This is a genomic window from Streptomyces sp. NBC_00557, from assembly GCF_036345995.1.
In the GTDB taxonomy this organism is placed as follows: Bacteria; Actinomycetota; Actinomycetes; order Streptomycetales; family Streptomycetaceae; genus Streptomyces.
This window is the reverse complement of record NZ_CP107796.1, coordinates 2,782,491-2,802,831: the sequence shown is the minus strand read 5'-3', so window position 1 is coordinate 2,802,831 and position 20,341 is coordinate 2,782,491. Positions and strand designations below refer to the sequence as shown.

General features: G+C 71.0%; 19 protein-coding genes and 1 riboswitch. Of the genes, 5 read left to right on the top strand and 14 right to left on the bottom strand.

Going from position 1 to position 20,341, the window contains the following annotated elements:
• Positions 1 to 16 precede the first annotated feature (16 nt).
• The gene (locus OG956_RS11605; RefSeq protein ID WP_330337878.1) at positions 17 to 979 is read right to left on the bottom strand and encodes a GlxA family transcriptional regulator; all 963 of its coding nucleotides are present in this window, start codon (positions 977 to 979) and stop codon (positions 17 to 19) included.
• 93 nt (positions 980 to 1,072) lie between these two features.
• On the opposite strand from OG956_RS11605, the gene OG956_RS11600 reads away from it, so the two are divergent.
• Positions 1,073 to 1,288, top strand: a complete 216-nt coding sequence (locus tag OG956_RS11600; protein WP_330337877.1) for a hypothetical protein — start codon at positions 1,073 to 1,075, stop codon at positions 1,286 to 1,288.
• 21 nt (positions 1,289 to 1,309) lie between these two features.
• Here the strand turns inward: OG956_RS11600 and OG956_RS11595 are convergent, their stop codons facing one another.
• From OG956_RS11595 to nagB, 7 genes are all read right to left on the bottom strand, one after another.
• Positions 1,310 to 2,335 (bottom strand): ribonucleotide-diphosphate reductase subunit beta, encoded by a 1,026-nt coding sequence (locus OG956_RS11595; RefSeq protein WP_330337876.1) that lies wholly within the window; start codon positions 2,333 to 2,335, stop codon positions 1,310 to 1,312.
• On the bottom strand, positions 2,335 to 4,716 hold the full coding sequence (locus OG956_RS11590; RefSeq protein ID WP_330337875.1) for a ribonucleoside-diphosphate reductase subunit alpha: 2,382 nt from the start codon (positions 4,714 to 4,716) through the stop codon (positions 2,335 to 2,337). The genes OG956_RS11595 and OG956_RS11590 overlap by 1 nt, the downstream gene beginning before the upstream one ends.
• A gap of 128 nt (positions 4,717 to 4,844) precedes the next feature.
• Positions 4,845 to 4,969: riboswitch (cobalamin riboswitch) on the bottom strand.
• 52 nt (positions 4,970 to 5,021) lie between these two features.
• Complete coding sequence (locus OG956_RS11585; protein WP_330337874.1) at positions 5,022 to 5,528, bottom strand: GNAT family N-acetyltransferase; 507 nt, start codon at positions 5,526 to 5,528, stop codon at positions 5,022 to 5,024.
• A gap of 74 nt (positions 5,529 to 5,602) precedes the next feature.
• Positions 5,603 to 7,231, bottom strand: a complete 1,629-nt coding sequence (gene mctP, locus OG956_RS11580; protein WP_330337873.1) for a monocarboxylate uptake permease MctP — start codon at positions 7,229 to 7,231, stop codon at positions 5,603 to 5,605.
• Positions 7,228 to 7,509, bottom strand: a complete 282-nt coding sequence (locus tag OG956_RS11575) for a DUF3311 domain-containing protein (protein ID WP_330337872.1) — start codon at positions 7,507 to 7,509, stop codon at positions 7,228 to 7,230. Before OG956_RS11575 ends, mctP begins: the two co-directional genes overlap by 4 nt.
• A 126-nt stretch (positions 7,510 to 7,635) precedes the next feature.
• A complete protein-coding gene (locus OG956_RS11570; protein WP_330337871.1) occupies positions 7,636 to 8,400 on the bottom strand; it encodes a GntR family transcriptional regulator in 765 nt (254 codons plus the stop codon).
• 166 nt (positions 8,401 to 8,566) lie between these two features.
• A complete protein-coding gene (nagB, locus tag OG956_RS11565) occupies positions 8,567 to 9,352 on the bottom strand; it encodes a glucosamine-6-phosphate deaminase (RefSeq protein WP_330337870.1) in 786 nt (261 codons plus the stop codon).
• A 728-nt stretch (positions 9,353 to 10,080) separates the two neighbouring features.
• On the opposite strand from nagB, the gene OG956_RS11560 reads away from it, so the two are divergent.
• Positions 10,081 to 11,556, top strand: coding sequence for a sensor histidine kinase (locus tag OG956_RS11560; RefSeq protein ID WP_330337869.1), 1,476 nt, complete (start codon positions 10,081 to 10,083; stop codon positions 11,554 to 11,556).
• A gap of 223 nt (positions 11,557 to 11,779) precedes the next feature.
• Here OG956_RS11560 and OG956_RS11555 read toward each other — a convergent pair whose 3' ends face one another.
• Together OG956_RS11555 and OG956_RS11550 are read right to left on the bottom strand one after the other, a co-directional pair.
• Complete coding sequence (locus tag OG956_RS11555) at positions 11,780 to 12,037, bottom strand: WhiB family transcriptional regulator (protein WP_003992873.1); 258 nt, start codon at positions 12,035 to 12,037, stop codon at positions 11,780 to 11,782.
• 333 nt (positions 12,038 to 12,370) lie between these two features.
• Entirely contained in the window at positions 12,371 to 13,339 is a 969-nt protein-coding gene (locus tag OG956_RS11550) for a diacylglycerol/lipid kinase family protein (RefSeq protein WP_330337868.1), read from the bottom strand.
• Between the two features lie 147 nt (positions 13,340 to 13,486).
• On the opposite strand from OG956_RS11550, the gene OG956_RS11545 reads away from it, so the two are divergent.
• Positions 13,487 to 13,933, top strand: coding sequence for a hypothetical protein (locus tag OG956_RS11545; RefSeq protein ID WP_330337867.1), 447 nt, complete (start codon positions 13,487 to 13,489; stop codon positions 13,931 to 13,933).
• Positions 13,934 to 13,977: 44 nt separating this feature from the next.
• Here OG956_RS11545 and OG956_RS11540 read toward each other — a convergent pair whose 3' ends face one another.
• The 3 genes from OG956_RS11540 to OG956_RS11530 form a co-directional block, all read right to left on the bottom strand.
• Positions 13,978 to 15,075 carry an RNA polymerase sigma factor SigF gene (locus tag OG956_RS11540; RefSeq protein WP_330337866.1) on the bottom strand — a complete coding sequence of 366 codons (1,098 nt, stop codon included), beginning with the start codon at positions 15,073 to 15,075 and terminating at the stop codon, positions 13,978 to 13,980.
• Positions 15,076 to 15,092: 17 nt separating this feature from the next.
• Positions 15,093 to 15,509: an anti-sigma regulatory factor gene (locus OG956_RS11535; protein ID WP_055705999.1), complete on the bottom strand. Its 417-nt coding sequence runs from the start codon at positions 15,507 to 15,509 to the stop codon at positions 15,093 to 15,095.
• 326 nt (positions 15,510 to 15,835) lie between these two features.
• Positions 15,836 to 16,096, bottom strand: a complete 261-nt coding sequence (locus tag OG956_RS11530) for a UBP-type zinc finger domain-containing protein (protein WP_330337865.1) — start codon at positions 16,094 to 16,096, stop codon at positions 15,836 to 15,838.
• A 61-nt stretch (positions 16,097 to 16,157) separates the two neighbouring features.
• Here OG956_RS11530 and OG956_RS11525 point away from each other — a divergent pair, with 61 nt between their 5' ends.
• On the top strand, positions 16,158 to 17,753 hold the full coding sequence (locus OG956_RS11525; RefSeq protein WP_330337864.1) for a Na+/H+ antiporter: 1,596 nt from the start codon (positions 16,158 to 16,160) through the stop codon (positions 17,751 to 17,753).
• A gap of 2 nt (positions 17,754 to 17,755) precedes the next feature.
• On the opposite strand, the gene OG956_RS11520 is transcribed toward OG956_RS11525, so the two are convergent.
• The gene (locus OG956_RS11520) at positions 17,756 to 18,649 is read right to left on the bottom strand and encodes a 1-aminocyclopropane-1-carboxylate deaminase/D-cysteine desulfhydrase (protein ID WP_330337863.1); all 894 of its coding nucleotides are present in this window, start codon (positions 18,647 to 18,649) and stop codon (positions 17,756 to 17,758) included.
• Between the two features lie 180 nt (positions 18,650 to 18,829).
• On the opposite strand from OG956_RS11520, the gene OG956_RS11515 reads away from it, so the two are divergent.
• Positions 18,830 to 20,236, top strand: a complete 1,407-nt coding sequence (locus OG956_RS11515) for a family 2B encapsulin nanocompartment shell protein (protein WP_330337862.1) — start codon at positions 18,830 to 18,832, stop codon at positions 20,234 to 20,236.
• Positions 20,237 to 20,341 lie beyond the last annotated feature (105 nt).

Here is a 20,341-nt window from a genome sequence, read left to right as displayed (position 1 = left end):
TGATACCGGCGCGCGGTCAGGCGGCCTCGGGGCCCCGGAACGCGCGCCGGTAGGCGTTCGGGGTGGTGCCGAGCGCCCGGACGAACTGGTGCCGCAGCGCCGCCGCCGTACCGAACCCGGTGCGCCAGGCGATCGTGTCGACGGTCTCGTCGGTCGCCTCCAGCAACTCCTGTGCCCGCAGCACCCGTTGGCGCAGGATCCACCGGTAGGGAGTGGTCCCCGTCTCCTGCTGGAAGCGGCGGGCGAAGGTGCGCGGCGCCATGTGCGCGCGGGCGGCGAGCTGCTCCACGGTCACCTCCTGGTCGAGGTGCTCCTCCATCCACACCAGCACCTCGCCGACGGTGTCGCACGGCCCCTTCGGCAGCGGCCGCTCGATGTACTGCGCCTGCCCGCCGTCCCGGTGCGGCGGCACGACCATCCGGCGGGCGATCTTGTTCGCGACCTCGGGGCCCTGCTCCTTGCGCACCAGATGCAGACAGGCGTCGATGCCGGCGGCGGTGCCCGCCGAGGTGATCACGGGATCCTCGTCGACGTAGAGCACGTCCGGCTCGACGGTCAGCCGCGGATACTGGCGGGCCAGCTCCTCGGCGTGGTGCCAGTGCACCGCGCAGCGCCGGCCGTCCAGCAGCCCGGCGGCGGCGAGCACGAAGACGCCCGAGCAGACGCTGAGCACCCGGGCGCCCCGGTCCACCCCGCGGCGCAGGGCGTCGAGCAGCTCGGGCGGAAACTCCCGGGAGTCGTAGCGGGACCCGGCCGGCACCGCGATCAGGTCGGCCGACTCCAGCCGCTCCAGGCCGTGCCCGACCGTCAGGGAGAAACCGGCGTTGCAGCGCAGCACCGGGCCCTCGGCCGAGGCGACCGCGAAGTCGTACACCGGCAGGCCGTCGTCACTGCGGTCGATGCCGAAGACCTCGCAGACGACGGCCATCTCGAAGGGGTTCACGCCGTCCAGCAGCACGGCCACCACGTTCTGCAGCATGCGGCCAGTGTGCCTCGCCGGTGGCAGTAAATCGAGGGTATACGGCAGTCCTGCCACTCCCGGTAAGGACTGTCCGGAGCGACAGTGGTGTCCATGAACGGGACACAAGCAGAAGGACTGCTCGGAATGATCGCCGTGATCGGGATCCTGGGCCTCCTGGTCCTCCCGGCGCTGATCGGCGTCGTCCACGACGCGGTCATCGACCGCCAGATCAGGAACGCACAGCGAGAGGAGGCGGCGCAGAGCCCCGCGGAGCCGGCACAGCCGCACCGGCCCCACAGGCGCCACGGCGCCGCCCGCCCCGTCTGAGAGACGTCAGGCCACCGCCGGTCAGAAGTCCTCGTCCAGGTCCACGGTGCCCTCGACCGCGACCTGGTACGCCGACGGGCGGCGCTCGAAGAAGTTCGTCAGCTCCTGAACACCCTGCAACTCCATGAAGGAGAACGGGTTCTCCGAGCCGTAGACCGGGGCGAAGCCCAGCCGGGTGAGCCGCTGGTCGGCGACGCACTCCAGGTACTGCCGCATCGACTCGGTGTTCATGCCCGGCAGCCCGTCGCCGCACAGGTCGCGCGCGAACTGCAGCTCGGCCTCGACGGCCTCCTTCAGCATGTCGGTGACCTGCTGCCCGAGCGCGTCGTCGAACAGGTCCGGCTCCTCCTTGCGGACGGTGTCGACCACGTCGAAGGCGAAGCTCATGTGCATGGTCTCGTCGCGGAACACCCAGTTGGTGCCGGTGGCGAGGCCGTGCAGCAGGCCCCGGCTGCGGAACCAGTAGACGTACGCGAACGCGCCGTAGAAGAACAGCCCCTCGATGCAGGCGGCGAAGCAGATCAGGTTGAGCAGGAAGCGGCGGCGGTCGGCCTTGGTCTCCAGCCGCTCGATCTTCTCGACCTCGTTGATCCACTTGAAGCAGAACCCGGCCTTCTCGCGGATGGAGGGGATGTTCTCCACGGCCGCGAAGGCCGCCGCCCGGTCCTCCGGGTCCGGCAGGTAGGTGTCGAGCAGCGTCAGATAGAACTGGACGTGCACGGCCTCCTCGAAGAGCTGCCTCGAGAGGTACAGCCGCGCCTCGGGGGAGTTGATGTGCTTGTAGAGCGTCAGCACCAGGTTGTTGGCGACGATCGAGTCGCCCGTCGCGAAGAACGCGACCAGCCGGCCGATGAGGTGCTGCTCCTCGGGGGTCAGCTTCGCGAGGTCGGCGACGTCCGAGTGGAGGTCGACCTCCTCCACGGTCCAGGTGTTCTTGATCGCGTCCCGGTAGCGCTCGTAGAAGTCGGGGTAGCGCATGGGGCGCAGGGTGAGTTCGAAGCCCGGGTCGAGCAGGTTGGCGTGACGGGTGGCGGTCGGTGGGGTCATCACTGGCAGGCCTCGCAGGACTCGGGGTTCTCAAGGGAGCAGGCGACCGCGTCGGGGTCGGCGGCCTGCTGCACGGGGACGGTCTTCGGGGTCTGCGCCTGGGCCGCGCGGGCGATCCGGGTCGCCGGGCGGGAGCGCAGGTAGTACGTCGTCTTCAGGCCCGACTTCCAGGCGTACGCGTACATCGAGGAGAGCTTGCCGATGGTCGGCGTCTCCAGGAAGAGGTTGAGGGACTGCGCCTGGTCCAGGAACGGGGTGCGGGCCGCGGCCATGTCGATCAGACCGCGCTGCGGGATCTCCCACGCCGTGCGGTACAGCCGCCGTACGTCCTCGGGGATCCAGACGAAGTCCTGCACCGAGCCGTTCGCCTCGCGCAGCGCCTCACGGGTGCGCGCGTCCCACACGCCGAGCTTCTTCAGGTCCTGCACCAGATAGGAGTTGACCTGGAGGAACTCGCCCGACAGCGTCTCGCGCTTGAACAGGTTCGACACCTGCGGCTCGATGCACTCGTACACGCCCGCGATGGAGGCGATGGTGGCGGTGGGCGCGATGGCCAGCAGCAGCGAGTTGCGCATGCCGGCCTCGGCGATACGGCCGCGCAGCGCCGCCCAGCGCTCCGGCCAGGTCAGCTCGACGCCGTAGTGGTCGGGGTGCAGCACGCCCCGGGCCGTACGGGTCTTCTCCCAGGCCGGCAGAGGGCCGTTGCGCTCGGCGAGGTCGGCGGAGGCCTCGTACGCGGCGAGCATGATCCGCTCGGCGATCCGCGTGGACAGCGCCCTGGCCTCCGGCGAGTCGAAGGGCAGGCGCAGCTTGAAGAAGACGTCCTGCAGCCCCATCGCGCCGAGGCCGACGGGACGCCACTTGGCGTTCGACCGGCCGGCCTGCTCGGTCGGGTAGAAGTTGATGTCGACCACGCGGTCCAGGAAGGTGACGGCGGTGCGGACGGTGTCGTCCAGCCGCTCCCAGTCGATGTCGCCGGCCGCCGTGTCGACGAAGGCGCCGAGGTTCACCGAGCCCAGGTTGCACACCGCCGTCTCGCCGTCGTCCGTGACCTCCAGGATCTCGGTGCAGAGGTTGGAGGAGTGGATCACGTGCCCCGGCAGGGCCGTCTGGTTGGCGGTGCGGTTGGCCGCGTCCTTGAAGGTCATCCAGCCGTTGCCGGTCTGCGCGAGGGTGCGCATCATCCGGCCGTACAGCTCACGGGCCGGCAGGGTCTTCTTCGCCAGACCCGCCTGCTCGGCCTTGCGGTAGGCGGCGTCGAACTCCTCTCCCCACAGGTCCACCAGCTCCGGCACGTCGGACGGGGAGAACAGCGACCACTGCGCGTCGGCCTCGACCCGGCGCATGAACTCGTCCGGGACCCAGTGCGCGAGGTTCAGGTTGTGCGTACGGCGGGCGTCCTCGCCGGTGTTGTCGCGCAGCTCCAGGAACTCCTCGATGTCGGAGTGCCAGGTCTCCAGATAGACCGCGGCGGCGCCCTTGCGCCGGCCGCCCTGGTTCACCGCCGCCACCGAGGCGTCCAGCGTCTTCAGGAACGGGACGATGCCGTTGGAGTGCCCGTTGGTGCCGCGGATCAGCGAACCGCGGCCGCGGATGCGGGAGTAGGACAGGCCGATGCCGCCGGCGTGCTTGGAGAGCCGGGCCACCTGGTGGTAGCGGTCGTAGATGGAGTCCAGCTCGTCCTTGGGCGAGTCCAGGAGGTAGCAGGACGACATCTGCGGGTGCCGCGTGCCGGAGTTGAAGAGCGTGGGGGAGGACGGGAGGTAGTCGAGGCGGCTCATGAGCCCGTAGAGCGCGGCGACTTCGTCCACCGAACGGGGGGTGTCGTCCTCGGCGAGGCCGGCGGCGACCCGCAGCATGAAGTGCTGGGGCGTCTCGACGACCTTGCGGGTGATCGGGTGCCGGAGCAGGTAGCGGCTGTGCAGGGTGCGCAGCCCGAAGTAGCCGAAGCGGTCGTCGGCCCGGCGGTCGATCAGCGCGTCGAGCCGCTCGGCGTGCAGCCGCACGAACGCGGCGGTCCGGTCGGCGATCAGGCCCTCGCGGTGCCCGACGGCCACCGACTCGGTGAAGGACGTCACGCCCTGCGAGGCGGCCTCGGCGCGGATGGACAGGGTCAGCAGCCGGGCGGCCAGCCGGGAGTAGGCGGGGTCCTCGGAGATGAGCCCGGCGGCGGCCTCCGTGGCCAGCTCGCGCAGCTCGGCCTCGTCGGCGCGGGCCGACCGGCCGCGCAGCGCGGCGGCGGCGACCCGGCCGGGGTCGGTGTCGGGGAGGTCGGCGGTCAGCCCGGTCAGGGTCCGCAGCAGCGCGGCGCCGGGACCGTCGGTCTCCTCGGCGGCCGGGATGCCGCTGTCTGAAGCCGGATCTGCTGGCGCGATGGTCACGTGGGGCTCTCTCCCTGCTCGGCACGGGGGCCTTCGCTTCAGGGCAGGGGGCAGCCACGAGCGCACACGGCGTCGCGTCCGCCGGCCCATTCCACGAGGCCCGGACGTCTGGGGGCACCCGGACCGGACGGCCGGGTGCGCTGCCGGCAGGTCCTCGGACTGACTCCTGGGCGCAGACGCGCACAAGTACACCGTTGCGGGACAGTTCCGGATTCGCACCGGATTCCCCTGCGGCGACAGCGAGCATGAGCATACATGTAGTGCCGGGCTGTCGCGTCACCCCCAGATGTTGTGTCGGGGCGGTGTCAGAGCGTCAACTCATAGGTGAGCAGCGTGATGTCGTCCAGCTCCGGGAGGGGCTTCCAGTCCCGCTCGGGTGTGCGGACGAAACCCAGGCGTTCGTAGATGCGGTGGGCGGCGCGCATGGTGCGCTGGGTGGACAGGACCACGGCCCGGCAGCCCTCGGCGGCGCGTGCGCGGTCGACGCAGGCCCGCACGAGGGCCTCGCCCGCCCCCTGGCCGCGGGCGGCCGCGGCGACGGCGAGCATCCGTATCTCGGCCTCTCCCGGACGGGCGATGTCGGCCATCGGACCGGGGGAGGGCACGAAGGTGACCCCGCCGAGGAGGGCGCCGTCGCGCACCGCCACGAGAACCTCGGCCGCTGCCGCGCGCCGTGCCACGTCTCTGAGTTCACCGAGGTAGGCGTCGCTCTCGCCGAAGTCCAGGAGACCGTCCTGGAGATAGGCCCGGGCGGTGATCTCGCCCAGGGCGGCGTACTCGTCGGGCACGGCCCGCCGGATCACGATGTCCATGGCACCGAGTGTGCCGGAGGGGTACGGCAAAGGGCCGCCGGAACGTCTCCGGCGGCCCCTGGTACGGCGGTCGTTCAGTGACCGGCGCCCGCGGTGGCGGGCGGCAGCTCCACCTGCACCCCCGGGTCGCCGGCGTCCGCCGTGTAGTCATCCGGGCTGGTCTCGTCCACGCCCTCGGGGGCCTTCGCGGCCTTGAGGACGACGGTCAGGACCACGGTGACCACGACGTTGAGGACGAACGCGGTGAGGCCGATGTAGCCGATCTCGCCGATGCCGGGGATCTCCTTGGCCGAGCCGCCGAAGTGCTTCTGGGTCGGGGAGGCGACCCCGTACGCGGCGAGCGTGCCGTACACCATGCCGACCGCCCAGCCGGCGAGCAGCGCCCAGCGGTGGAACCAGCGGGTGAACAGGCCGCCGACCAGGGCCGGGAAGGTCTGCAGGATCCAGATGCCGCCCAGCAGCTGGAAGTTGATCGCGACCGTCTTGTCCATGGTGAGGACGAAGACCAGCGCGCCCACCTTCACCAGCAGCGACACGATCTTGGAGACCTGCGCCTCCTGCTTCGGCGTGGCGTCCGGCTTGATGAAGTCCTTGTAGATGTTGCGGGTGAACAGGTTCGCCGCCGCGATCGACATGATCGCCGCCGGGACCAGCGCGCCGATGCCGATCGCCGCGAAGGCCACGCCCGCGAACCAGTCCGGGAACATGTCCTCGAACAGCTGCGGGATCGCCAGCTGCCCGTTGGTGACCTTCACGCCGGCCGCGATCGCCATGAAGCCCAGCAGGGCCAGCAGGCCGAGCATCAGGGAGTACAGCGGCAGGATCGTGGTGTTGCGGCGGATCACCTCACGGCTCCTGGAGGAGAGCGTCGCGGTGATCGAGTGCGGGTACATGAACAGCGCCAGGGCCGAGCCGAGGGCCAGCGTGGCGTAGGTCCACTGGCCGGCCTCCGGGGGCGTGAGCGCGCCGCGCGGCTTGCCCGTCGCCGGGTTGACCTGGCTGAACGCGTGCCCCGCCTTGGCGAAGACGTCGTCGAAACCGCCCAGCTTGATCGGGATGTAGATGATCGCCACCGCGATGACGATGTAGATCAGCGTGTCCTTGACGAACGCGATCAGGGCGGGGGCCCGCAGGCCCGACGAGTAGGTGTACGCCGCCAGCACACCGAAGGCGATCAGCAGCGGGAGGTCCTTCACGAACCAGTTCGTGGTGTCGCCGCCGCCCACGCCCATCACGTCCAGCACCGCCTGGATGCCCACGAGCTGCAGCGCGATGTACGGCATCGTCGCCAGGATGCCGGTCAGCGCCACGGCGAGCGACAGCCCCTTGGAGCCGAAGCGGCCGCGGACGAAGTCGGAGGTGGTGACGTAGCCGTGGCGGTGGCTGACCGACCACAGGCGCGGCAGGAACGTGAAGATCAGCGGGTACACCAGGATCGTGTACGGCACCGCGAAGAAGCCGGACGCGCCCGCCGCGTAGATCGCCGCCGGTACGGCGACGAAGGTGTACGCCGTGTACAGGTCGCCGCCGAGCAGGAACCAGGTGATCCAGGTGCCGAACGACCGTCCGCCCAGGCCCCATTCGTCCAGGGAGTGCTCGTTCTCGGCCTTGCGCCAGCGGGCGGCGAGGAAGCCCATGACCGTGACGGCCAGGAAGAAGAAGATGAAGACGCCGAGTGCGACGCCGTTGACACCGGTCTTCACTTCGCCTCACCGCCCGTCGCAGCTGCGGAGGAGTCCTGCGCGGCGCGGGAGCGCTGGTCGTGCTGCCACAGCTTGTACGCGGTCATGGTGAGCGCGGTGGAGATCAGCACCCAGGCCATCTGGTACCAGTAGAAGAACGGGATCCCGATGAAGGCGGGGTCCGTCTTGGCGTAGGAGCCGACCCACAGCATCGCCACGAAGGGCGCGACGAGGCACAGGCCGATGATCACCCGGACCGGCGTCACAACCGGAGGTCTCACTTCAGGACTGCTCGACATGGCACGGCTCTCCGTCCCCTCGCTGATCACCTGTGTAATGCGCAGGCAATCTAGGTGACGGGATCCCGCCAGTGGAAGACCTCGTTCAGATATCGGTATACCGATTCAGCGAAGGTCCGCGTGCCCTCACTCGGCAGGCCGCTTCAGCCTCGCCACGAACTTGTAGCGGTCACCTCGGTAGACGGACCGCACCCACTCCACCGGCTTGCCCTCGCGGTCCAGGGAGTGACGGGAGAGCATCAGCATCGGCAGGCCCACGTCGGTGCCGAGCAGGCCGGCCTCGCGCGGGGTGGCCAGCGAGGTCTCGATGGTCTCCTCGGCCTCCGCGAGATGGACGTCGTAGACCTCGGCCAGCGCCGTGTAGAGGGAGGTGTACTTCACCAGGGAGCGGCGCAGGGCCGGGAAGCGCTTGGCGCTCAGGTGCGTGGTCTCGATGGCCATCGGCTCGCCGTTGGCCATGCGCAGCCGCTCGATGCGCAGCACGCGTCCGCCGGCGGCGATGTCGAGCAGCCCGGCGAGCCGGTCGTCGGCGGTGATGTAGCCGACGTCCAGCAGCTGCGAGGTGGGCTCCAGGCCCTGGGCGCGCATGTCCTCGGTGTAGGAGGTGAGCTGGAGCGCCTGGGAGACCTTGGGCTTGGCGACGAAGGTGCCCTTGCCCTGGATGCGCTCCAGGCGGCCCTCGACCACCAGCTCCTGCAGGGCCTGGCGGACCGTCGTGCGGGAGGTGTCGAACTCGGCCGCCAGCGTGCGCTCCGGCGGGACCGGCGTGCCCGGCGCCTGCGTCTCGGTCATGTCGAGCAGGTGCTTCTTCAGGCGGTAGTACTTGGGCACGCGCGCCGTACGGACGGTCGTCCCGGCCTCGTTCTCCGCACTGCTGACGTCGGTGCTCATGCTCTGCCTTCCCGGCTCCGGTGCCGACAGCGACCGGCAGCCCACCGGTCACGGCTCACATCGTGGCACGGGTTCTTCTGTCAGGACTCCACCCGCACGCTCCGTGATCTCCTCTATATACAGCGGTGACCGAGGCTGGTCTAGTCCAACCGGCGGCCGGGCGGGGTCAGATCCCCTGCCACTCGGGCTTGCCCGCGTAGGTGTGGCGGAAGTAGTCGGCCAGCTTCAGCTTGGACGCGGCCGCCTCGTCGACGACCACCGTGGCGTGCGGGTGCAGCTGGAGCGCGGAGGCCGGGCAGACCGCCGCGACCGGCCCCTCGACGGTGGCGGCGACCGCGTCCGCCTTGCCCTCGCCGGTCGCCAGCAGCACCAGGTGCCGGGCCTCCAGGATGGTGCCGATGCCCTGGGTGATGACATGGTGCGGGACCTGCTCGATGTCGCCGTCGAAGAAGCGCGCGTTGTCGATCCGGGTCTGCTCGGTCAGCGTCTTGATCCGGGTGCGCGAGGCGAGCGAGGAGCAGGGCTCGTTGAACCCGATGTGCCCGTCGGTGCCGATCCCGAGCAGCTGCAGGTCCACCCCGCCGGCCTCGGCGAGCGCCCGGTCGTACGCCGCGCAGGCCGCCTGGACGTCCTCGGCGGTGCCGTCGGGCCCGAGGAACTTGTCCATGCCGATGCCGAGCGGCTCCAGCACCTGACGGCGCAGCACCGAGCGGTAGGACTCGGGGTGGTCGGCGGGCAGCCCCACGTACTCGTCGAGCTGGGCGATGCGCGCCCGCGAGGTGTCGACGGCACCGGAGCGGACCTTGGCGGTCAGCGCCTGGTAGACGGGCAGCGGGGTGGAGCCGGTGGCCACGCCGAGCAGGGCGTCGGGCTTGCGTCGCAGCAGCTGCGCCATGGCCTCGGCGATCAGCTCGCCGCCCGCCGCGGCGTCGGGAACGATGACAACTTCCACGCTGGGCCTGCCGTTCTGGAGTGGGCTCTGGGCGTCACTATGTGGTTTAGACCAATTTAGCAGAAGGGGGTCCGCCGGGACACGACCCCTCCCCGTTCCCGATCGTGCCACCGCGCCGGATCAGGTGGCTCCTCCCGGCCTTCGGGAAGTGCGGCGGGGCATCCCCCGGCGGACCCGCGACGGCGCGCCCGGCACGTCCCGGCGGACCCGCGATGGCGCGCCCCGGCGGACCCGCGACGGCGCGCCCCGGCGGACCCGCGACGGCGCGCCCCGGCATGCCCCCGACGGTGTGTCCGGCATGTCCCGGAGGCCGTGACGGCGTGCGCCGGGCGGAAGCGGAGGCGCTCGCGGAAATTGCCGGGGCCATCTGGTCCCGCGGCCGACCGAGGCGGGCTAGGCTGCATGGCATCCGGTGCCATGCGCCGGGTCGTGCAGGGGGCGTCATGCCGGTCAGGGCATGGACACAGCCTTGTGGTCTAGTCCACAATCGACAGTGGGCAGCCAACTGAACAAGCCTCCGCCTTCCCCGCACAGGAAGGCGGACCGAGGAACCGGAGCTCTCTGCCCTGACTGCCCCGGCTCCTCGACCTTCGGCCGACCGGGACCGCACACCCCACGGCCGATGATGCTCCGGGCTGCGGTGCCGGGAGGGTTGAGGGTCCCTTCCAGGCGCCGCGGCCCGCGGGTGTTTTTCGGCCACGTTCAAACGTGCGGGTACGCTCGCAGACGTGCCCTCCATGAACGAACTGGTCCGCCAGCACACCGCCCTCGACGACTCCGATCTCGAGTGGCTCCATCTGCTGGTCTCGGAGTGGCAGCTGCTCTCCGACCTGTCCTTCGCCGACCTCGTTCTGTGGGTGCCCACCCGGGACGGCACCCGGTACGTCTCGGTGGCCCAGATGCGCCCCAACACCGGCCCCACCTCGTACCAGGACGACATGGTCGGCCACCTCGTCCCGCGCGGCCGCCGGCCCATGCTGGACGCGGCGCTGGACGAGGGCCGGATCGTGCGCGAGGGCGACCCGGAGTGGCGCGAAGAGGTCCCCGTACGGGTCGAGTCGATCCCCGTACGGCGCGAGGGCCGGGTCCTCGGCGTGATCGCCCGCAACACCAACCTGCTGACCGTGCGCACCCCGAGCCGCCTGGAACTGACCTACCTCCAGAGCGCCTCCGACCTGGCGCAGATGATCGCGGCCGGCTCCTTCCCCTTCCCCGACCAGCAGGTCGACATGGACGCCTCGCCGCGCGTCGGCGACGGCCTGATCCGGCTCGACGCCGACGGGATCGTCCAGTACGCCTCGCCGAACGCGCTGTCCGCCTACCACCGCCTCGGCCTCGCCGCCGACCTGGTCGGCCACCACCTCGGGCAGACCACCGCCGAACTCGCCCCGACCCGCGGCCCGGTGGACGAGGCGCTCGTCAAGCTCGCGAGCGGGTGGGCGCCGCGCGAGTTCGAGATCGAGGCCAACGACGGCGTCATCCAGTTCCGGGCCATCCCCCTCAAACCCAAGGGCACCCGGATCGGTTCGCTGGTGCTGTGCCGGGACGTCACCGAACTGCGCCGCCGCGAACGGGAGTTGATCACCAAGGACGCCACCATCCGGGAGATCCACCACCGGGTGAAGAACAACCTGCAGACGGTGGCCGCGCTGCTGCGGCTCCAGGCCCGGCGCATCGACTCCGAGCGCGGCCGGGAGGCCCTGGAGGAGGCCGTCCGCCGGGTCGGCTCCATCGCCATCGTGCATGAGACGCTCTCTCAGAACCTGGACGAGCGGGTGGAGTTCGACGACATCGCCGACCGCGTGCTCGCGATGGTCGCCGAGATCTCGCCGGGCAAGGTGACCGGCCGGCGCAGCGGGCGCTTCGGCATACTCGACGCCGAGGTCGCCACCCCGCTGTCGATGGTCCTCACCGAGATCCTGCAGAACGCCCTGGAGCACGGCTTCCGTCAGGGCGACACCGGCACGGTCGAGGTCTCCGCGGTCCGCGGCGGCACGGCGAAGGAGGCCCGCCTGCTGGTCACCGTCCAGGACGACGGGGTCGGCCTGCCCGAGGGCTTCGACCCGCACCGCTCGGGCAACCTGGGCCTGCAGATCGTGCGCACCCTGGTGGAGGGGGAGTTGGGCGGCGCCTTCGACATGGTGCCGGCGCCGGGGCGGGGGACCAGGGTGATCCTGGACATTCCGGTGCGGGCGCAGAAGTAGTCCACCACCCCAACCGGCCTGCACCCGGGGCCGGTTGAGTGCCCGGGGCCGTTCGAGCACAGCAGAAAGCCCCGGACCGCCGTTGGTCCGAGGCTCGTGCTCGTTGCTGCTCCGCGTAGTGCTAAGCGCATCGGGGGTTACTGCGCGCTGCGGCTCGGGGGCGGGAGATGCGTGCGTGCTGCACGCGCCGCCAAGCTCAGGCTGTCAGCAGGGGTGGGGTGTGTCAGGCGGAGGCCTGACGAGCCCGGTTGCGGGCGGCGCGGCGCTTCATGGCGCGGCGCTCGTCCTCGCTGAGACCACCCCAGACGCCGGAGTCCTGACCGGACTCGAGCGCCCACTGCAGACACTGCTCGATCACCGGGCAGCGACGGCAGACGGCCTTGGCTTCCTCGATCTGCAGCAGCGCAGGACCGGTGTTGCCGATGGGGAAGAAGAGCTCGGGGTCTTCCTCGCGGCAAACGGCGTTGTGACGCCAGTCCATGGCTGCTACCTCTCCTAGGTTCTCTGAACGTATTACGTGCAGGTTGCTTGTGAATGTGAACGCTTTCACGAATCCCTCAACAAGTGAAGGGCCGACCGCCGAGTCTTCCCCGGCGTGGTCCTGTGGTTTTGAAGAGGGGTTCCGGTGATCAGTGGAGGCCGGTGTTGCGGGCCGTCCCGATCGCCACGTAGAGACTCGCAAACCTCAGCGGCGGATACAACCCCTTCCGGAAAGTTTTTTTTGATTCCTCGGTGTCGACTAGGTCACAGCCGTACTTCCATGGGGTGGATCCTGGCCTAAACGTTCGAGTGAAAGGACTTTTGCCCGTTCCGCTCACACAATCACACGCAGTGCACGGCGTACACCTGTGAACGTCACGCTCGTACGCACCCCGAGGTGGTCTCCGTCCATCTGCAGGGGCAGAGGAGCCTTCGAATGCAAGGTGAACTGATCCAGATCGTGCAGCGAGACCACGTGCTTGCCGCGGGGTCCGCGCTCGGGGGACGAAGTGAGCAACTGGGTGCCATACCGGGCAACCGCGGCCGTCGACAGACGGCTGAGACCGAACACGTCGACGCCGGTGTCGAACGAGGCCTTGGGTGATGTGTACATGGCGCGATTGCCGAGGTACGTCCACGGGGACGTGTTCGAGACTATGGCCACGACGAGATCGGTGATCGGGTCCTCGCCCGGCCGCTCCAGGGTGATGGAGCCGTGCCGGCGGTTCGGCTCGCCGAGGAACTGCCGGACCACCTGACGCACGTACAGCGCATGGGTCGACTTCTTCCCGCGCTCCCGCTGCTGCTCGACCCGTCCGACGACGCCCGCGTCGAACCCGAGCCCCGCGTTGAAGGTGAACCAGCGGTCCGGGACCGCCTCGTCCTCGGTGCCGGGCGTGCCGGAGGTCAGCCCGAGCCCGACGATCCGCTCCCGGCCCTCGCGCAGCGCGTCGAGCAGGGCGCCGGTGGCCTCGACCGGGTCGTTGGGCAGGCCCAGGGCGCGTGCGAAGACGTTCGTGGAGCCGCCGGGCACCACCGCCAGACCGGGCAGCCGGTCCAGTGCCGGACCCGCGTGCAGGAGACCGTTGACGACCTCGTTGACCGTGCCGTCGCCGCCGAGGGCCACCACGAGGTCGATGTCCTCGCTGTCCGCCGCCTGCCGGCCGAGGTCGCGCGCGTGGCCGCGGTACTCGGTGGTGACCGCCTCCAGCTTCATCTCGCTCGCCAGCGCGTGGATCAGCACGTCACGTCTGCGTGCGCTTGTGGTGGTTGCCGCCGGGTTGACCACGAGAAGTGCACGCATGCAGGGCAGCGTACCTACTGGGGGGTACCGGGCCCAGACCGAGGTAGGGATCCGGTAAGAGGCGGAGGCGTGAGCCTTGCCACGCCAGGCTCCGTCGCGGCGGAGCCGCCCGTCGGACACCGCCCCGGCCCCGGCTACCCTGCTGGGGTGAGCAGTCAGCAGAAGCCCGCCCAGGACACCGCCGAAGCCCCCGCCGGTCCCCGGCCCCGCCGGCTGACCTACGCCGCCGTGCTGGCCGGTCTGGAAGGCGTCGCGCTGGTGGCCGGCGGCCTGTGGGTGCTCGTGCTCGGGATCGCCGGCGCCCCGGACGACCGGCAGCAGGCCGTGACCCTCGGCGTCACGCTCGTCGTCCTCGCCCTGCTGCCGCTGCTCGCCGCGCGCGGACTGCTGCTGCGGCGCAGCTGGAGCCGCGGCCCCGCGGTGATCACCCAGCTCATGGCGCTGCCGATCGCCTACAACCTGCTCAAGGCGGACAGCATGGCCGTCCCCGCCGGTGCCGTCATCGCGGTCGTCGCCGTGGCGGCGCTGGTGCTGCTCGTCAACGGCGAGACGACCCGGGCCCTCGGCATCAAGGGACCGGGCCGCGCCGAATAACCGCCTCACCGGGGCCGCGCACGGCCGGCCCTGGCACCCGGCCGTCACTCCTCGACGAGGAGCTTCTCCCGCAGCTGGGCCAGGGTGCGGGCCAGCAGCCGGGACACGTGCATCTGGGAGATGCCGACCTCCTGCGCGATCTGCGACTGGGTCATGTTCCCGAAGAAGCGCAGCAGCAGGATCCGCTTCTCGCGCGGCGGAAGGTCCTCCAGCAGCGGCTTGAGTGACTCCCGGTACTCCACGCCCTCCAGCGCCTCGTCCTCCGCGCCGAGGGTGTCGGCGACCGCCGGGGACTCGTCGTCGGTGTCGGGGACGTCCAGGGACAGCGTGGAGTAGGCGTTGGCGGACTCCAGGCCCTCCAGGACCTCCTCCTCGGAGATCGCGAGCTTCTCGGCCAGCTCGTGGACCGTGGGGGAGCGGCCGTGCAGCTGGGACAGCTCGGCCGTCGCCGTGGTCAGCGACAGGCGCAGCTCCTGCAGCCGGCGCGGCACCCGGACCGCCCAGCCCTTGTCCCGGAAGTGCCGCTTGATCTCGCCGACCACGGTCGGCGTGGCGTACGTGGAGAACTCCACGCCGCGCTCCGGGTCGAACCGGTCGACGGACTTGATCAGACCGATCGTGGCGACCTGGGTGAGGTCGTCCAGCGGCTCGCCGCGGTTGCGGAACCGGCGGGCCAGGTGCTCCACGAGCGGCAGGTGCATACGGACCAGCTGATTGCGCAGCTCCGCGTACTCCGGGCTGCCCGGGTCCAGCGTGCGCAGTTTCACGAACCTCGCGCGCGCCCCGCTGCGGTCCGCCGGGTCGTGCTGCACGGCCGGTACGGCCTCCGTGCCCAGCGCGTCGTCCTCGGCGTGCCGCTCGTGCTCGCTCATCGTCCCGCCCGTAGCCCTTCTGCGAGCCCTGGCCCCCGTGCGGCCGCGGGGCCCCGCCGGTGGTACGTCCTGGACGGCGCCGTCACCACCGATCCGCGCGGAGTCGTCCTCCGGGTGCGGCCTGGCCTGCTCGGGGATGCCGTCGACGCCGTCCGTCATGCGTCGGGACATGCCCGGGGCAGCCGCCCCGGAGACGTCGTCCGTGCTCGGCCAGGGGGCACCCCCGTCCCCGGCCGGCAGCTCCCGTGTGCCGCGCTCTTCGTCCCGCACCGGACCGTCCCCGTTCCTCACGCCGGGCCAGGGCCCGCGCCGCGCTGTTTGTAGAGGCTGATCGACACGGTCTTGTCCTCGTCGACGGCGGACGAGACCTTGCCCGCCAGGGCCGAGAGCACGGTCCAGGCGAAGGTGTCCCGCGACGGGGCGTGACCGTCCGTGGTCGGCGCCGAGACCGTGACCTCCAGCGAGTCGTCGACGAGCCGGAAGACACAGCCGAGCACGGAGCCGGGCACGGCCTGTTGGAGCAGGATCGCGCAGGCCTCGTCCACGGCGATGCGCAGGTCCTCGATCTCGTCCAGGGTGAAGTCCAAGCGGGCCGCGAGACCGGCCGTGGCCGTCCGCAGCACCGACAGGTAGGCACCCGCGGCCGGCAGCCGGACTTCCACGAAGTCCTGATTCGCCGCGGGCTCGCCTGCGATCTGGGACACCCTCACCTCCATGGTGGTACAAGCTCTACGGGGCCGAGGGTCGCCCCCCGGGGGTAACGCGTACGCGGTTCCGCGGTGACGCTATCGCGCCCCGAACGGTCCTGTCCCGGGACCCCAACCCCCTTGGCGTCACTCACAGTAAAGCTGTGCATACGCTCCGTGTCTAGAGGGTTCGCGCCCCCAAATGGGAACAGCGCGCGCCGGATTGACGTACCCAGACGTCAGACGCCCGAACCGTCGTCAGGCCGCCGCCGCATGCAGTGTCACACGACAACGGGGTCGAACGGGAACACGATCTCCGGGGATCCCGCCGACGATCAGGGCGCTCAGACCAGCACGTGGTCGACGAAGCACCACCGCCATTCCTCGCCGGGCTCGAACGTCCGCATCACCGGGTGACCGGACTGCTCGTGGTGCCGTGTCGCGTGCCTGCCGGGCGAGGAGTCGCAGCAGCCGACGTGGCCGCAGGTGAGGCACAGGCGCAGCTGGACCGGGTGCGTGCCGTCCCGGAGGCACTCCGGGCAGGTGCGGTCGAGCGGCTCCGGCTCCGGGTGCGGCAGCGCGTCGGCGTGCGTGCACTGTTTCATGATTGCCAGATTACGACGGGCGTGCGGGTGGCCGCGCGGAAAACGAGGGTGGGCGAGGACCATGGACGTGATGCCGCTGCTGTTGCTGGTGGCGGGCAGTGCGGCGGTCGCGGGGGCCGCCCGGCGCACCCCGGTGCCGGCGCCGCTGCTGCTGGTCGCCGCGGGCCTGGCGGTGTCGTACCTGCCCGGGGTGCCGCACTACACCCTCGACCCGGACGTCGTCCTGCCGCTGGTGCTGCCGCCGCTGCTGTACAAGGAGGGCACCGAGAGCTCCTACCTCGATCTGCGCGCCCAGATGCGGCCCGTGGGGCTGCTGTCGATCGGGTACGTGCTGTTCGCGACCTTCGCCGTCGGCTGGGTCGCGTATCTCGTCGTACCGGGGCTGCCGCTGCCCGCCGCGCTGGTGCTGGGCGCGGTGGTCGCGCCGACGGACGCGGTCGCGGCCGCGTCGATCGCGCGCCGGGTCGGCCTGCCCTCCCGGATCACCACCATCCTGCAGGGCGAGTCGCTCCTCAACGACGCCACCGCGATCACCGCCTACCGGGTGGCGCTGGCCGCCGCCGTCGGCGAGGGCGCCACCTGGGCGGGCGGGATCGGCGAGTTCCTGCGGGCCGCCATCGGGGGCGTCGTCGTCGGCCTGGTGCTCATGGTGCCGATCCACTGGCTGCGCACCCACCTGAAGGAGGTCCTGCTCCAGAACACCCTGTCCCTGCTGATCCCGTTCGTCGCCTACGGCGTCGCCGAGCAGTTCCACGGCTCCGGCGTCCTCGCGGTCGTGGTGGTCGCGGTCTATCTCGGGCACCGCGCGTGGGAGGTCGACTTCGCCACCCGGCTGCAGGAGGACGCGGTGTGGCGGATGGTCGCCTTCCTGCTGGAGTCGGCGGTGTTCGCGCTGATCGGCCTGCAACTGCCCACCGTCCTCAAGGGGTTGGGCGCCTACCAGGGGGCCGACGCCGCCTGGTACGCGATCGCGGTCTTCCTGGTGGTCGTCGCGGCCCGCTTCGTGTGGGTGTTCCCGGCGACGTTCCTGCCCCGCGCGCTGTTCCGGCGCATCAGGGAGCGGGAGCCGGACACCACCTGGCGGGCGCCGGTGGTGACCGGGTGGGCCGCCATGCGCGGAGTGGTCTCCCTGGCCATCGCGTTCTCCATCCCGCTCACGGTGCACGGCGGCGCCCCCTTCCCCCAGCGGAACCTGATCCTCTTCCTGACCTTCACCACGGTCATCGGCACCCTCGTGGTGCAGGGCCTCACCCTCGCGCCCCTGATCCGCCTGATGCGGTTCCCCGGCCGCGACCCGCAGGCCGAGACGCTCGCCGAGGCCAACGCCCAGGCGCAGGCCTCCCGGGCCGCGGAGAGCCGCCTGGACGACCTTCTCGCCGACGAGCGCAACGCCCTGCCCCCGCCGCTCGCCGACCGGCTGCGCACGGTCCTGGAGCGCCGCCGCAACGCCGTCTGGGAGCGCCTCGGCCAGACCAACCCGATCACCGGGGAGTCCGTCGACGACACCTACCGGCGGCTGTCCCGCGAGGTGATCGGCACCGAACGCGCGGTCTTCGTCAAGCTCCGCGACCACCGCTACATCGACGACGAGATGCTGCGCGCACTGCTCAGACGCCTGGACCTGGAGGAGGCGGCGGCCTACCGGGAGGCGGAGTAGCACTACGGGAACGGGCGCCCGGTGACGACGGCGGCCACCGTCGTCCCGCGCGGGAAGGCGCCCTCCTCCGCGAGGGCGACCAGTCCATAGAGCAACTTGGCGACATAGAGACGTTCGACGGGCAGCCCGTGGCGGTCCTCGAAATCGTCCGCGAACGCGTGCAGCGCGGGCGTCGTACGGGCGTACCCGCCGAAGTGGAAGCGCTCGTCGAGGGACCAGTCACCCCTGCGCCCACCGAAGGCACGTGCCTGCAGAGCCTCGACCTCACCGCCCAGGAAGCCGCCCCTGAGGACGGGGACGCCCAGCGCGCGCCTGCCCGGTCCCAGGCCGGCCGCCAGGCCCGCGAGCGTGCCGCCGGTGCCGCAGGCCACGGCGACCACATCGGCGTGTTCGCGCAGTTCCTCGCCCAGCGCCCGGCACCCGCGGACGGCCGCGCTGTTGCTCCCGCCCTCGGGCACGACGTACGCCCCCTCGGCGCCGGCCGCCCGCAGGAGGGCCGCCAGCGTCTCCGGCTCGTGCTTGTGCCGGTACGTCGGCCTGTCGACGAAGTGCAGCCGCATGCCGTCCGCCGCGCACCGGGCCAGGGAGGGGTTCAGCGGACGGCCGGCCAGTTCCTCGCCGCGGACCACGCCGGTGGTCTCCAGGCCGAGGATGCGGCCCGCGGCGGCGGTGGCCCGCAGGTGGTTCGAGTACGCCCCGCCGAAGGTGACCAGCGGCCGGCCCCGCGCCGCCTCGATGTTCGGCACGAGCTTGCGCCACTTGTTGCCGATCAGCTCCGGGTGGATCAGGTCGTCGCGCTTGAGCAGCAGCCGCAGCCCGCGCCGCCCGAACCGCTCGTCGTCCACCTCCTGAAGGGGGGAGGGCAGGCGGGGGCTGAGTGAGGCGGGGCCGGTCACCGGTCCATTGTCCGCACCTGCGCACACGGCGCGCGAGATCCCTCTTGGTGCCCAGTAGTCCGATGATCCATTCCCGCTCTTTCAGGTAATTGAGCGATGACGCTCCGTGCTGGAAGGCTCGATGCCGAGGCCGGTGCCTCCGGCGATTCGGCGCCGGGCATACCTGGGAGGCAATTCTCTATGTCGGTAGGCGAAGAGGTCCGCACGGATCAGGGCAAGCCGCAGCAGTCCCTCGGGACGGCGGCAGCGCGGAACCTGGCCACCACCACCAAGTCCGTTCCGCAGATGCAGGAGATCAGCTCCCGCTGGCTGCTGCGCACACTCCCGTGGGTCGACGTCCAGGGCGGCACGTACCGGGTCAACCGGCGGCTCGCGTACGCCGTCGGCGACGGCCGCATCACCTTCGTGAAGACCGGGGACCAGGTCGAGGTCATCCCGGCCGAACTCGGCGAGCTGCCGGCCCTGCGCGGCTACGAGGACGAGGAGGTGCTGGCGGAGCTCGCCCGGCGCTGCCGCCAGCGCGACTTCGCGCCCGGTCAGGTGATCGCCGACTTCGGCAACCGGACGGGCGAGGTGTACCTGCTGGCGCACGGCAGGGTCGAGAAGATCGGCACCGGCCCCTACGGCGACGACACCGTCCTCGGAGTCCTCGCCGACGGCGCCTACTTCGGCGACCGGGCGCTGCTGGACCCGGACGCCATCTGGGAGTACACCGTCCGCGCGGACACCCCGACCACCGTGCTGATCCTCAGCCGCGACGACTTCGAGCGGGTCGCGGAGCGCGCCGGCAGCCTGCGCGACCACCTCCAGCGGCTGCGCTCGATGCCGGAGCAGCGGACCAACAAGTACGGCGAGAAGGAGGTCGAGCTGGCGGCCGGCCACTCCGGCGAGCCCGACATCCCGCACACCTTCGTCGACTACGAACCCCGGCCCCGCGAGTACGAGCTGAGCATCGCCCAGACCGTGCTGCGCATCCACACGCGCGTGGCCGACCTGTACAACCAGCCGATGAACCAGACCGAGCAGCAGCTCAGGCTCACGGTCGAGGCCCTCAAGGAGCGCCAGGAACACGAGCTGGTCAACAACCGCGACTTCGGCCTGCTGCACAACTGCGAGTACGACCAGCGGATCCAGCCGCACGACGGCGTGCCCGGCCCGGACGACATGGACGAGCTGCTCAGCCGCCGCCGCAGCACCAAGCTGTTCCTGGCCCACCCGCGCGCGATCGCCGCGTTCGGGCGCGAGCTGAACAAGCGCGGACTGGTCCCGGAGACGATCGAGATCGCCGGCAACCGCATCCCGACCTGGCGCGGCGTGCCGATCTACCCGTGCAACAAGATCCCGGTCAGCCCGCAGCGCACCACCTCGATCATCGCGATGCGCACCGGCGAGCAGGACCAGGGCGTCATCGGCCTCAGGCAGTCGGGCATCCCGGACGAGATCGAGCCGAGCCTGTCCGTGCGGTTCATGGGCATCAACGAACAGGCCGTCATCAAGTACCTGGTGACGGCCTACTATTCGGCGGCCGTACTGGTGCCCGACGCGCTCGGCGTGCTGGAGAACGTCGAGATCGGCCGGTGGAGGTGACGTTTCCGCACTTCGCGGCCGTGTCCCCGCCCGCCGTGCGGGGTAGACCCTCGGAATATGCGTCCGGCCGGGCCGGCGACGCCGGTGTCCGCGGACCTGGCGAGG